This is a genomic window from Saccharothrix sp. ALI-22-I, assembly GCF_001984175.1.
Lineage (GTDB): Bacteria > Actinomycetota > Actinomycetes > Mycobacteriales > Pseudonocardiaceae > Actinosynnema.
This window is the reverse complement of the sequence record NZ_MTQP01000058.1, coordinates 76,133-89,622: the sequence shown is the minus strand read 5'-3', so window position 1 is coordinate 89,622 and position 13,490 is coordinate 76,133. Positions and strand designations below refer to the sequence as shown.

The following is a 13,490-nucleotide window of genomic DNA, read 5'->3' as shown; positions in this document are numbered from 1 at the left end:
TCAGCCGTCCATCCGGGCGACCAGGCTCTTCGGCCGCATGTCCGTCCAGTTCTTCTCCACGTAGTCCATGAGGGACTCGCGGGAGGCGGGACCTTGCACGACCTGCCAACCCGCGGGCACCTCGGCGAACTCCGGCCACAGCGAGTGCTGTCCCTCGTCGTTGACCAACATGAGGAACGTGCCGTCCTGGTCGTCGAAAGGGTTCGTCATGAGACTGTCGTCCCCCTGCTGTCAGTGGAGCGCGGCCCGGATGGCCTCGCCGGCTTGTTGCGTGCTCAGATCGCCACCGATGTCCGGGGTGCATCGCCATGCGGCGACCGAATGGCTCACCGCGGCGCGCACCGCCGCAGCCGCCGTGGCGTAACCGGTGCGTTCCAGCATCAGCGCCGCGCTGAGAATCGCCCCGATCGGGTTGGCGGACCCGGTTCCCGCGATGTCCGGCGCGCTGCCGTGCACGGGTTCGTACAGGCCGAGCCCGGTGTCCGGGTTCAGGTTGGCCGATGGCGCCAGTCCGAGACCGCCGGCCAGCTGGGCCGTGAGGTCGCTCAGAATGTCGCCGTAGGAGTTCGTGGTCACGATCACGTCGAACGCGGTCGGGTCCTGTACCAGGCGCGCCGTCGCCGCATCGACGTAGAGGTGCGAGCGGTCGATCTCCGGACGCTGCCGCGCGGCGGCCCAACACCGCTGCCAGAGCCCGCCGCCGTTGGGCACCGCGTTCGACTTGTCGACCATGCACACCCCGCGCCGCGCCGTCTTCAGCGCGAAGTCGATGACCCGGGTCACCCCGCGGTAGCTGCTCAGCTCCACGTCCACCGCGGTCTCGTGTTCGGTGTGCTGGTGCATCACACCGCCGACACCGACGTAGAGCCCTTCGGTGTTCTCCCGCACCACGGCGCAGTCGATCAAGCGCCGCCCGGCGTCCCGCACCGGGCTGAGCCGATCCTGCAGCAGCCGCACAGGCCGGTAGTTCACGTACAGGTCGAGTTCGAAGCGCAGCCGCAGCAGCACACCGCGCGCGTAGTCCGGCGTGCGGACGCGCGGATCGCCGATCGCACCGAGCAGCACCCCCGCGCTCTCCCTTATCGTGCGCAGGTCGGCATCCGACAGCGGATGCCCTTCCGCGAGATAGGTCGAGGCGTGCACGTGGTCGAACACGTCGAACTTGAGACCGAGGTCGAGGTCGTCCAGTACCGCCAGCGCCTGCTCGATGACCTGCGGGCCGATCCCGTCGCCGGGGATGACCACGACCGGCTTCGCGGTGTCGGGCTCAGTCATGGGAATCCGCTCGAACGAGGTCCTGGCCGAGCCGGGGCAGCCACCGGGGCCGACCGCGTTCGTACGCCTTGATCAGGTCGTCCTTGCCGAGCGTCAGCTCGATCTCGTCCCTCCCGAGCAGCAGCCGTTGCCGCGCGTCGGCGTCGATCTCGAAGTCGGCCACGACGTCACTCGCGCGAACCTGCTGCCCCACCAGATCCACCGTGATCGGCGTCCACGGCTCGGCCTCACTGAGATCGAGGAGGGCGGTGGTCGCCTGCTCCGGCACCCGCACCGCGAGCAGACCGTTGCGCAACGCGTTGCGCCAGAAGATGTCGCCGAAGCTCGGCGCGATCACCGCGCCGATACCCCAGTCCCGCAAGGCCCACACGGCGTGCTCGCGGGAACTGCCGGTCCCGAAGTCCGGCCCCGTGACCAGTACCGAGGCGTCGGCCCGTTCCGGGTCGTTCAACACGAAGTCCGGATCGACCCGCCACGTCGCGAACAACGCGTCCTGGTACCCGGTCTTCCGCAGGCTCCGGCAGAAGCCGCTGGGGATGATCTGGTCGGTGTCCACGCCGCTCCTGCGCAGCGGGATGCCGGTGCCGGTGTGGCCGCTGATCGGTCGCATCGTCATCTCCGAAGTTCAGTCCAGGTCCGCGGGCACGGCCAGGTGCCCGGCAACGGCGGTGGCGGCCGCGACCGCCGGCGACACCAGGTGCGTTCTGGCGTGGGTGCCCTGGCGCCCTTCGTAGTTGCGGTTCGACGTGGACGCGCAGCGCTGCGCACCCGCCAGCCGGTCCGGGTTCATGCCCAGGCACATCGAGCACCCGGCCAACCGCCACTCGGCACCCGCGTCGTGGAAGACCTTGCCCAGACCTTCCTCCTCGGCCTGCCGGCGCACGGTCATGGAACCCGGCACGACCAGCATGCGCACCCCGGCCGCGATCTTCCTACCGCGCAACACTTCCGCCGCCTGCCGCAGGTCCTCGATCCGCCCGTTGGTGCAGGATCCCAGGAACACCACATCCACCAGGATGTCGCGCATCTTCGTGCCGGGAGTCAGGTCCATGTACTCCAGTGCGCGCTCGGCGGCACGACGGTCCTCCGCGTCCGGGAAGTCGTCGGGGTGCGGCACCGCTTCCGCGAGCGGCACCGCCTGGCTGGGGTTGGTGCCCCAGGTGACGAACGGGGTCAACGACGAGACGTCGACGTGCACCACCCGGTCGAAGGTCGCGTCGTCATCGGTGCGCAGCGACTCCCAGTCCGCCACGGCGGCGTCCCAGTCGTCGCCGACGGGGGCGTATGGGCGGTCGCGCAGGTACTCGTAGGTCACCTCGTCCGGCGCGATCATGCCGACGCGCGCGCCGGCCTCGATGCTGAGGTTGCAGATCGTCATCCGGGCTTCCATCGAGCTGTTCCGGATGGCCTCGCCGCGGTACTCCACCGCGTAGCCGCGCGCGCCGTTCGCACCGATCTCGGCCAGCAGCGCGAGCATCAGGTCCTTGGCCTGCACGCCCCGCGGCGGGACGCCGACGAACTCCACGGCCATCGTCTTCGCCCGCGCCAGCGCGAGCGTCTGCGTGGCGAGCACGTGTTCGACGTCGCTGGTTCCGACACCGAAGGCCAGCGCTCCGAACGCGCCGTGCGTCGAGGTGTGGCTGTCGCCGCACACCACGCTCATCCCGGGCTGCACGATGCCGAGTTCCGGACCGACCACGTGCACGATGCCCTGCCGGTCGTGTCCGTGTGGATAGAGCTCGATACCGTGTGTGGCACAGTTCTGCCGCAGTGTGCCGACCTGCAGCAGAGTGACCGGGTCGCGTACCGTCAACGAGTCGGTCGGCACGTTGTGGTCCTCGACGGCGAGGGTCAGGTCGGGCCTGCGGACGCCGCGCCTCGGCTCGGCTTCGGCCAGACCGGCGAAGGCCTGCGCGGAGGTCGCCTCGTGCACCAGGTGCACGTCGACGTAGAGCAGGTCGGCGGTGCCGGGGTCGACGACGTGCCGGTCCCAGACTTTGCCGTACAGCGTGCGTGGCGTGCCCATCAACCGGCAACCATCGCGGTGCGCTCCGCCAGCCGCGCGCGGACCATTTCGCTCAGCTCGTCGAGCTCGTCGCAGTCGCTGTTCGCCCGCTGCGCGATGAACTCGGTGTACAGCTCGTCCAGCAGCACCGGGTCCGGTGCCACGTCCATCCGTTCCAGCAGGTAGCGCAGGATCGCCCGGCCGGAGTGCCTGCCGACGAGCAGCGAACGCTTCCTGCCGAACCGGTACGGGTTGATGTACTCGTAGGTCGCCGGGTTGCGGAGGATGCCGGCCTGGTGGATACCGGCCTGGGTGGAGAACGCGTTGTCGCCGAACACCGGCTTGTTCCTCGGCGGGGGCATCGAGATGACCTCGCACAGCGTCTGGAAGGCCGCGTAGAGCCGTTCGGTGACGATCGTCGTGCGCACGCCGAGCTCGTCGCCCTTGTAGCTCAGCACCGCGGCGAGCTCCTCCAGTGCGGTGTTCCCGGCTCGCTCCCCGATGCCACCGAGCGTGCACTGCACCTCTGTGGCACCGGCCTCGATCCCGGCGATCGCGTTCGCCAGTGCGAAACCGAGATCGTCGTGGCAGTGCGTGGACAGCGCGACGTCGTCCGGAATCCAGGACCGGACCGCGGCGCACAGCTCCCCGTACTCCTGGGGCATGGCGAAGCCGGTCGTGTCGGCGAGGATGACCGTGGTCGCGCCCGCCTCCAGTGCCTCGTCGACCAGGGCGTGGATCAGGTCGAAGCTGCCGCGGCTCGCGTCCTCCACGCCGTACGAGATGTTCGTGGCGCCCAGGTCGACCGCGAGGCGGATGGCCTCGCCCGTCTCACGGATCGCCTCTTCCCGGCTGATCCCGCGCTTGTGCTCCAAGTGCAGTTCACTGCCTGTCCCGCAGATCTGCACCTGGTGGTTCTCCCGAGCGCCACCTGCCCGCATCGAGCAGGCGACATCGTCCGTGCTGGCCCGGTTGAACGTGGCGAACTTCGCCGTGGTGAGCGCCTCGGCGATCATTTGGGTGGCCGTGAAATCCGCCGGCGAAGAACCGGGAAACCCCGCTTCGACGGTGTCCGCGCCGAATTCTTCGGACAGTAGGGCCAACTGTACTTTCTGCGCCGGCGACATCACGTTTCCGGGAGCCTGCTCGCCATCGCGCAGTGTGGCGTCGAAGAAAGAGATCCGGCGTTGTCGCGAGTTGTCTTCCTTGATCATTCTCGGCTGTCCACCCTTCACCATCGGCCACCGAGGGCCGGCAAGCAAATTCGGCGTCCCCGTCGTGTGAGTGCCACCCTTCCAAGGGTATTCAGCCAAGCCGACCCGTCCAGCCCTTTTAGCTTGCGCTAAAGCGCCGACCATCTAGCCCGCGGTTTGGCTGCGGAATCGCCGCCAGGTGGGCGCTGTCCAGCGTGTCGCCGGACAGCAGAGCGGTGCCGAGCGGGTTGAGGGTGTGCAGAACCATGTTCCGGTTCCGCCTGGTGCTGATCAGGCCCGCCGCGCGCAGCACCCCGGTGTGCTGGCTGATCGCCGCCGCCGAGACGCGCAACCGGTCCGCCAGTTCCCCGGTCGTGCTGCTGGTGTCCGCCAGGGCGAGCAGCACCGCCGCCCGTGTCCGGCCGACCAGCGCCGACAGCGCTTGGTCGCCACGGTCGTACTCGTCCCACATCTCCCACAGCCCGTTGGCCGCCTTGAGGTCCGGCGGCGACGCGAAGGACAGGATCGGTTGACCGTCCGCCCGATCCGCGTCGATCAGCACGGCGGATTTGTTGACCAGGAACAAAGAAGGCGCGAGCAGCAGGCTCCTGCCGTTCAGCCGGACGTCGCCCTCGCGCTCGTCGGGCACTTCGAGCACCGGCGGGTTCCACTTGACCTGCGGGTGCAACGTGCCCAGCAGGCGCTCCACCCCACCCGTCGTCAGGATCCTGCCCCGGGCGTCCCGCTCGGCCTCCAGGTACCGCAGCATCCGGCGCCAGTTGGGCATGACCGCGAGCCGGCAGAATCCGTCGACCGCGGCCAGGATCTCGCTCGAACTGAGACCGGACGATCGAGTGGTCTTCTCCGACGCGCGCGACGACTCCAACGTGAACAGCAGATCCGGCACCGGCCGGGTCGACTTGATGATCGCGCGAATCGCATGGGCACGACTGCCGAGCTGCGTGTTGACGCGCTGGATCCAATTGCTGAAATAGACGTTGTTCGGCCGGCTCAGCATCTCCAGCGCGAACACGGCCTCGGCGATGGGACCGGCCGTCGATTTTACTCGAATTTTGGTGAGGTCTTCGAGGGTGAAAATTATTCTACGCACGGCTCAGGTACGCTCCCGCCGCGCATAACCACTGTCGGCAGGACTTCTGACTCCGATCACGGACCGCCACACCGAACCCCCAGGAATCTGCACTTTACCCCCGAATCTCCCCAAAGAAACGGCCCTAGCTCAGGTACAGCGCACGACACGGGGATCGCCTGATTTTCGTCGAGGTCATGCCGCCCCGACCGCCCCCATGACGCCCGTCAAAGTCTACCATGATGAAGTCCGATCACGGTAAAAGCTTTCCGGTCGGATTATGTGTTTAAGCAGAAACTTAACCGCACCCGACAACGTCTTACTCGGATATCGTGCACAACCAGCAAACTGCATATTAACATCAGATTACCTCGTGATCAAAACGACGTTTGTCTCGTGCCGCGGCCATGGCACGGGACCACGCCGCCAGCGTGACGATCGTGGCGATGTCGAGGACGACGATGCACCGTTCGATCAGGCCGAGCACCGTGCCGGTCGCTCGTAGCTGACCGCCGTACCGCAGGAACGCCGCCGCGAACGGAACCGCGCAGACCATGCTCAACGCGGCGAGCACGCCGACCCTGCGCGCGTTCCCGCGCCACCCGGAGACGGTGCGGAAGCGCCGCCACAACAGCGCGCACAGCGCCGGCAGGCTCACGAAGTTCGCCACCGTGCACAGCTTGTGCGCCGTGCCGTACCAGGTGCCGGCCGAGCCGACGGGATCTTTGAGGAACACGGTCAACCCGAGCAGGCTCAGACACCACACGGCCAGCAACGTCGTCGTCAGCCACCCGCGCAACAGTCCCTGCCGAACCATGGCAACGCCCAGCAGCACCACAGCGGTATTCGCGCTCAGCAACGCGAGCGTGTACGGCACACCGACAACAACCGAACGCAACGGGTACTCCGACAACAACTCGTACACCGGGTCGACGCCGCCCGAGTCCGGCAGGAGGTGCAACCCGAGCAGCACCGCGACGGCGGTCCCGCCCAGGACGAGCTCCTGCCACGGAAGCTCGCGCGGCCGATCAATCCCCATCTCACCGACGTACATCGGTATGGCCCCCTCTTCTCTGGTTCGTCAGTTCGCGGAGGCGCTGAGTCGACGGACACGGGCATCGGCCGTCGTCACGGCCACGACACCGGCGACACCGGCGAATGCAGCGGCGACGGCGACGCACCAGGACCAGGCGACGGTGGGCGGCGCGACGGCGAACTCGCGCAGCAGAGCGGATCGGTGTGCGAGCAGGCTGGCTGCGGTGATCGCGGCGGCGAGGGCGATGCCGACCGTCACCGCGGCCGCGGTCTCGCAGAGCAGCAGCCGGCGTACCCGCGCACGGCCGGCGCCGAGCAGGCGCAGTGTCATCAGTTCCCGGCCACGGGTGGCGCCGGCCATCACGAGCACGCTGACGATCATGACCAGGGCGTACCCGACGGCCGGACCGGTGATGATCACCATGACCGCGAAGTTCGCGGCGTCCTCCGCGGACCGGCCGGTGGTCGCGCCGGTCGTGTGGACGTCGTGACCGGCCGCACGGAGCCGTCCGGCCACGTCGGCGGCATCCACACCGGGAGCCAGGTCCAGCAGGGCACTCCGGGGTGGCTCGACCTGGTTCGGGGCGAGGTCCGGAGAGACCATCACCGCAGGTCCGACCGATCCGGCCGCGACGATCGCGACGACGGTCAGGGTGACGGTTCGCCCGTCGAACAGCGTGGCGTCGATGGTGGAGCCGAGGCGAAAGCCGTACCAGCCCGAGTAGTCGCGTGAGATGGCGATCTCGTCGGAGGCCAGCGGGCCGGGGTCGCCGGTGAGGTCGTCCACCGCCGTGGTCGCGGTCCATGCCGGGAGGTCCACCACCGAGGCGATCCGGCGTTCGGCCGTGTCGACGTCTCGCGCGAGCACGATCGGCAGCGAGGCAGGTGCGGAGACGGCGGCGACCCCCGGGGTGGCGCGGGCGGCGGCATAACCGCCAGCGGACGGGTCCGGCATGGTGAGTTCGGCGCGCTGGCGGGTCTGCTCGTCAGCGCGCAGCGCACCCTGTGTGGTGCCCAGTACGGCGCTGAGCACGCCGGTGACCGCCAGCACGACGAACACCGGCGTGACGATGGCCGCGGTACGCCGTCGCGCCGTGCCGACCGAAGCGGCGGCGAGGCGGCCCATCGTGCCACGGGCCGGCAGCAGAACGGCGCGCGCCAGCGCGGGCTGGTACAGCGGGCCCAACGCGGCGGCGCCCGCCGTCAAGGCAAGGCCGCCGAACACCGCCAGCGGGGTCGAGGCCTCGGCGCCTCCGCCGGGCGCCAGCACCAGCATGACGATGCCGCCGACGAGCAGCGGAACGGACATGAGCAGCCGGCCCGCCGACACCAGTCCGGTGTCCAGGTCAGCCTCGCGCAGCGCCTCGGCGGGGCGGACCCGGGCAGCGCGCCGCGCCGAGAGGTTGGCGCCGAGGAGAGCCACGACCAACCCGATCGCGAAGGTGATCAGCAAATGGACCAGGTTCGGCTGGACGGTCAGGGGCACCGGGGAGAACCCGCCCGACAGCGCCTGTCCCGCCAGCGGGGCGGTGAGCACGGCCAGCCCGCTGCCGGCGATTCCGGCCAGCGTGCCGACGACGAGCGACTCGCCGAGCACCAACCGGCGCACCTGCCCACCGCCGGCCGCCACCAGCCGCAGCAACGCGAGGTCCCGCCGTCGCATCGCGACGCCGAACCCGAACGCGCTCGCCACTACGAGAATCCCGACGAAGGTCGACACCGTGGCGCTGATGACGAGCACGTTGTCGATTCCGCCCAGGTCCACCGGGTCACGGGAGAACGACCCGCCGTTGACGACCACGACCGGGCCGCCGGGGGTCTGCGCGTCGAAGATCGCCTGGAGTGCCGCGAGCGTGACCCCGACCAAGCCGGTCGCCAGGGACAGCGCGACGAACGCGCCCACGTAGAGCGCGGGCCGGTGTACGAGCATCCGGAGGCTGATCACCGCGTCCCCCGGTGGTCCCGGGAACCGGATGCGACAGCGCGCAGCTTCGCCTCGGTCTGGCGCGGCGCCCTGTCGATCCGGCCGTCCAGGACGTACACGGTCGAGTCGGCCCACTCCGCCACGAGTGGGTCGTGGGTGACGAGCACGACCGTCTGGCCGTGTTCGTCCACGGCCTCGCGGAGCAGTCGCATGACCTGCATCGCGGTCTGTGAGTCCAGCGAACCGGTCGGCTCGTCGGCGAAGATCACGTCCGGACGGGTGATCAGGCTGCGGGCAACCGCGACCCGCTGCTGCTGGCCACCGGACAGTTGAGCCGGGCGCCTGCGGCCGAGGTCGCCGAGCCCGACCGCGGCGAGCACGGCGTCCACCTCATGGCGGTGAGGTTTGCGCCCCGCCATCCGCAACGGCAACGTGACGTTGTCCCGCACGGACAGCATCGGCAGCAGGTTGAACGCCTGGAACACGAAGCCGATGCGGTCGCGGCGCACCCGGTCCAACTCGCGGTCCGCCAGCGAACCCAGGTCGACGTCATTGAGCCACACCTGCCCGGCGGTCGGCCGGTCCAGACCTGCCGCACAGTGCAGCAGCGTCGACTTCCCGGAGCCGGATGGCCCCATGACCGCGGTCATGCTGCCGCGGGGGAAGGCGACGCTCACCTCGTCGAGGGCGGTCAGAGTGCCTACGGGCGTGCGGTACACCTTGCTGACGGCGTCCAGTGCGATCGCATCAATCACAGATCACAGGCAACACGACCGCGGCATCCCGGCGCAGTGCGGGCAGCAGGCATTTCCGAATACGGGGGTTATCCCCACTCCCTAGCTTTCGAGGTAGCGCAGCACGGCGAGCACGCGCCGGTTCGAGTCCCCGGTGGACTGCAGGTCGAGCTTGGTGAAGATCGCCCTGATGTACTTCTCCACCGCACCGGGGGTCACCACCAAGGCGCTCGCGATGGCCACGTTCGACCGGCCCTCGGCCATGAGCGCCAGCACCTCCTGCTCGCGCCGGGACAGGCCCGCCATCCCGGGCCGCCCGCGGCCGGCCGTCATCAGGCGCGAGACCACCTCGGGGTCGAGCACCGTGCCGCCGCCGGCAACCCGTTCCATCGCCGCGACGAACTCGCCGACCTCGGAGACCCGGTCCTTGAGGAGGTAGCCGATGCCGGTCGCGTCCTCGCTGAGCAGCCGTCGCGCCTGGTGCGCCTCGACATACTGGGAGAACACCAGGATTCCGACGTGCGGGTGCCGTTGCCGCACGTCGATCGCGGCCCGCAGCCCGTCGTCGGTACCGGTCGGGGGCATCCGCACGTCCACCACCGCCACGTCCGGATCGTGCCGGGCAACGGCAGGCAGGAGGTCGTCGGCGTTGTCCACCTCGCCGACCACCTCGTGCCCCTTGGCCTGCAGCAGGCGGACCAGCCCGTCGCGCAGTACCGCGGAATCCTCCGCGACCAGGACACGCATTCGATCGCTCCCCCGTCAGACCAGGACCGGTACGCCGACCGTGACGGTCGTCGGGCCGCCGGGTGGGCTGTGCACCTCGAAACTGCCGTCCACCGCCTCCACCCGCCCGACCAGCCCCGCGAGCCCGGTCCCGCCGCCGTTCCGGCTGTTCCCGGGTGAGCCGTGCCGTACCTCGGCGCCCCCGCGGCCGTCGTCGTGGACCCGAAGGGTGAGCCATCGCCGTTCGCCGATGACGGTCACGGTAGCCGTGCCGGCGCCGCTGTGCTTGACCACGTTGCCGAGCAGTTCGGCCGCACAGTAGTAGACGATCGTCTCGATCGAGGGTGCGGGACGCCGCCGGAGCCGCACCGATACCGATACCGGCACCGTGATGACCTCGGTCAAGGCCTCCAGTGCCGGCCCCAACCCGGCATCGAGCGAGGGCGGGTGGATGGTGCTCACGATGCCGCGCAACTCGGCCAAGGCTTGCTGGGCGTTGCGATGCGCCGCGGCCAGCACCGCCGCCAACGTGTCGTCGCGCTCTTCGGTGGCCACCATCTCGCGGGCCAGCCCCAAATCCATCGCCAGCGCCACCAGTCTGGCCTGGGTGCCGTCGTGCAGGTCCCGCTCGATGCGCCGCAACTCCGCAGCGGTGTTGGCCAACGCCTGCCCCCGCGCCTGCTCCAGCGCCCGCAACCGCCGTCCCGGCCGCGACGGACCGAGCAACCCGACCACGGCCACCCTGCTGATCGCCAGCGGTCCGGCCAGTACGAACGGGGTGAGACCGAGCAGCAGCAGACCCGCCAACGCGACCGACGTGATTCGGCCCGGGGTGTCCAGCACGAAGCTGCCGAACACCATCGGGTCCGCACTCGCCCACGCCGGATAGCTGAGCCCTGCCGCCGCCCCGCCATACCCGGCGAGCGCGACCGTCGTCGTCAGCGCCCCGACCGGCACCTTCACCAGCGCGTATCCCACCGCGCGCCACCCGCGCCCATCGGTGAGCGCGGCCCGCAGCCACTCCGCCGACGAGACCGCCGGCTCGGCCGCCGGCAGCGCCGGCAACCGCACACCCAGCAGCGCACGAGCCCGTGCGAGCTCTAGCCGCCCCCAGGCCCGTGCCCCGATCAGACCGACCGCGAGCAGACCAACCCCGACCACCACCACCAGCAGCGCCACGCCAATGACAAGACATCCCGCGAGGCACAGCAATCCCAGCAGCGACAACGGCCCGTCACTCAGTGCGTAAGCAGCCTCTCGAAGCCGCCGCCCCACCCACCCCCGCCTCACCATAGGCACAGTGTGGCCGACGGCCCGGTGCACGGGACACCGACGCCTCTGCTGGGTGTTCCGATGAGGTGGCCCCATCGCCGGCGGCCGCCCGGTCGTGCCCACCGGACCGCTCGACCACCCTGACGAACGTCCGCACTGCTGCTGCGCTCGGGGCCGGGAAGACAGCACTCCACGCCCGACCGATCCGGGCCGCGGCGATCACCGCCGGGGCAGAGCCGTGAACGCGGCGGAGACCTGGGCGAGGAACGCCGTGTCGTCGGCGAGGTCCACCCCGCCGACGACCGGGCCCGCCGGGGACGTGGCGACCGCGGCCTGCCGGGACCGCACGAGCGCCGCCGCGACGATCTCGGCCTCCACGGCGGCTTCCAGAGCCCGACCGGTCAACCCCGACGCGACGGCCCGGGCCTGCGCGGACGAAGCGATCTCGGGACAGCGGTAAGGGCGCAGCGCCAGAAGACCGTCCCGGATCTCGATCACCCGCCGGTACACGCGCAGCCTCAAGTGCCGCAGCACCACGACGTCCGGCACCGACGGCGGGTCCAGGGCGATCCTCGGATCGGCCTGGTACAGCGCCCGCCACAGCGGCCCCAGACCGCGGTGCAGCCGGTAGTGGTGCAGCCAGCTCACCGCCGCCGGCAGCGCCGCGCCGACCAGCACGAGCACGTACGCCGTGGTCGGCAGGACCTTCGCCGGCAGCACCGACCGGCCGAACGGGAACTCGAACCCGGCCCGCGGCGCGACCGCCAGGATCGACTTGTCCACCAGGTACAGCAGTCCCAGCACGGTGCCGGCCGTGATCAGCCGCAGGCTCACCCGCAACGTCCGGTCCCGGGCGTGGCGCACCCCGAGGCCGATCACGGCGACCAGCGCGGGCGCCTGCGCCGCCGCGTAGACCAGGCAGTACTCCATCACCCACGGCGACTGCGGGCGCAGGTCGGGCAGGGCGGCGAACAGCACGCACATCAGCCCGAACGCACCCGCCGCCCACCAGACCTGCCACCGGGGGCCGCGCGGCAGCCCGTTCATGCACGCCACGAACTCCTGCGCCGCCCACGCGGTGAACACCATGCCGGCGTGGCTGACCAACCGGGCCGCGTCCGGCACCCCGGAGACCTCACCGACCAGCGCGTACACGGCGGGGATCTGCGCGGTCAGCGAGCACGCCAGACCCACCAGCACCCACCGCACCCGCCGCCGCGCGGCGCCACCAGGGCCTCGGGCGAGCACCAGCGCCCACGCCAGCGCCGCGGGCCCCCACTGGCGCAACGCCTCACCCATACCGCCAACCGTCCAACGCGCTGCGCAGGGACCCGGTCAACGTCCGGTCCGGCACGTCCCGCTGGCGGATCAGCGACGCCAGCAGTTCGGCTTCCCGCTCCTCCACGGTCGAGTAGGCGGCCCGCCCGAGCACCCGTCGCACCATGTCCGGGTCGAGGTCGGGCAGCAGCACCCGGGCGTGGTCGGCCACCGACAGCGACGCCGGGTAGTGGTCGCACAACAGGTGCGCCACCTCGTGCAGGATGATGTGGTCCTGGTGCGGCGGGGTGGTGTCGGCCTCGTGGAAGATCAGATCCGCGGTGTCGGTGGCGACCCACATGCCGCAGAGGTCCCCGAGCCCGGTCACGGGGATGAGCCGGATCGACCGGCCGCGGCGCTCGGCGAGTCCCTCGCACAGCGCGCGGGCGTCGAACGGCACCGGTGCGGGCAGGTCGCGCAGCAGGGCCGCGTGCCGCTTGCGCACCCGGAGCCCGGTCACGTCTCGGCGCTCGGCGGGGCGGACGCCGGCAGCCCCTCCAGCTCCCGGACGCGGTCGACCATCTCGGCGATGGCCTGGAGGCTCTTCGCGGACAACCCGTTGGCGCGCAACGCGATCTGCCGCACGGGCGCGTCCCGCAGCGCGGTCAGCAACGCCAGCTCGGCGTCGATGCGCTCGGCCTCGGCGTCGTCGAAGAAGTACGCGGGCGGCACACCGAAGAACCCTGCCAACGCCTCCAGGTGGCGTTTGGTGGGGTTGTCGCGCAGCCCCTTGCGCAGCTGCCACAGGTAGGTGGCGGAGATCGTCGGCCCGTTCTTGGCGCGGATCGCCGCGGCGACCTCCTCGAACGAGTACTCGCCACCGTCGCGCGGGCGCACGGTCCGGAACAGGCGGTCCACCTTGGCGGCGAGGGAACCGGCATCGTCGGACATAGCCCTCAGCCTACGCCGGCGACAACTG

Annotated in this window: 14 protein-coding genes; all 14 read right to left on the bottom strand. The window is 70.4% G+C overall.

Annotated features, from left to right (window positions below; translation table 11 throughout):
* Positions 1-210 (bottom strand): MbtH family protein, encoded by a 210-nt coding sequence (locus tag ALI22I_RS17635; RefSeq protein ID WP_077006604.1) that lies wholly within the window; start codon positions 208-210, stop codon positions 1-3.
* Positions 211-231: 21 nt separating this feature from the next.
* Positions 232-1,275: an isocitrate/isopropylmalate dehydrogenase family protein gene (locus ALI22I_RS17630; protein ID WP_077006603.1), complete on the bottom strand. Its 1,044-nt coding sequence runs from the start codon at positions 1,273-1,275 to the stop codon at positions 232-234.
* Positions 1,268-1,885 (bottom strand): 3-isopropylmalate dehydratase small subunit, encoded by a 618-nt coding sequence (leuD, locus tag ALI22I_RS17625; RefSeq protein ID WP_077006718.1) that lies wholly within the window; start codon positions 1,883-1,885, stop codon positions 1,268-1,270. The genes ALI22I_RS17630 and leuD overlap by 8 nt, the downstream gene beginning before the upstream one ends.
* Positions 1,886-1,900: 15 nt before the next feature.
* Positions 1,901-3,301, bottom strand: coding sequence for a 3-isopropylmalate dehydratase large subunit (gene leuC, locus ALI22I_RS17620; protein ID WP_077006602.1), 1,401 nt, complete (start codon positions 3,299-3,301; stop codon positions 1,901-1,903).
* Positions 3,301-4,494, bottom strand: coding sequence for a LeuA family protein (locus ALI22I_RS17615; protein ID WP_077006601.1), 1,194 nt, complete (start codon positions 4,492-4,494; stop codon positions 3,301-3,303). Before ALI22I_RS17615 ends, leuC begins: the two co-directional genes overlap by 1 nt.
* A 118-nt stretch (positions 4,495-4,612) precedes the next feature.
* On the bottom strand, positions 4,613-5,584 hold the full coding sequence (locus ALI22I_RS17610; RefSeq protein ID WP_143532265.1) for an ArsR/SmtB family transcription factor: 972 nt from the start codon (positions 5,582-5,584) through the stop codon (positions 4,613-4,615).
* A 340-nt stretch (positions 5,585-5,924) separates the two neighbouring features.
* Complete coding sequence (locus tag ALI22I_RS17605) at positions 5,925-6,602, bottom strand: DUF998 domain-containing protein (protein WP_179118264.1); 678 nt, start codon at positions 6,600-6,602, stop codon at positions 5,925-5,927.
* A gap of 42 nt (positions 6,603-6,644) precedes the next feature.
* Positions 6,645-8,528: an FtsX-like permease family protein gene (locus ALI22I_RS17600; RefSeq protein ID WP_077006717.1), complete on the bottom strand. Its 1,884-nt coding sequence runs from the start codon at positions 8,526-8,528 to the stop codon at positions 6,645-6,647.
* Positions 8,529-8,539: 11 nt separating this feature from the next.
* Complete coding sequence (locus ALI22I_RS17595) at positions 8,540-9,277, bottom strand: ABC transporter ATP-binding protein (protein ID WP_077006598.1); 738 nt, start codon at positions 9,275-9,277, stop codon at positions 8,540-8,542.
* Positions 9,278-9,358: 81 nt separating this feature from the next.
* Complete coding sequence (locus tag ALI22I_RS17590; RefSeq protein ID WP_077006597.1) at positions 9,359-10,003, bottom strand: response regulator; 645 nt, start codon at positions 10,001-10,003, stop codon at positions 9,359-9,361.
* A 15-nt stretch (positions 10,004-10,018) separates the two neighbouring features.
* Positions 10,019-11,275, bottom strand: coding sequence for a sensor histidine kinase (locus ALI22I_RS17585; RefSeq protein ID WP_077006596.1), 1,257 nt, complete (start codon positions 11,273-11,275; stop codon positions 10,019-10,021).
* 198 nt (positions 11,276-11,473) lie between these two features.
* Entirely contained in the window at positions 11,474-12,553 is a 1,080-nt protein-coding gene (locus ALI22I_RS17580; RefSeq protein WP_077006595.1) for an MAB_1171c family putative transporter, read from the bottom strand.
* Positions 12,546-13,031: a hypothetical protein gene (locus tag ALI22I_RS17575; RefSeq protein WP_077006594.1), complete on the bottom strand. Its 486-nt coding sequence runs from the start codon at positions 13,029-13,031 to the stop codon at positions 12,546-12,548. Before ALI22I_RS17575 ends, ALI22I_RS17580 begins: the two co-directional genes overlap by 8 nt.
* Complete coding sequence (locus ALI22I_RS17570) at positions 13,028-13,462, bottom strand: helix-turn-helix domain-containing protein (protein ID WP_077006593.1); 435 nt, start codon at positions 13,460-13,462, stop codon at positions 13,028-13,030. Before ALI22I_RS17570 ends, ALI22I_RS17575 begins: the two co-directional genes overlap by 4 nt.
* Between the last annotated feature and the right edge of the window lie 28 nt (positions 13,463-13,490).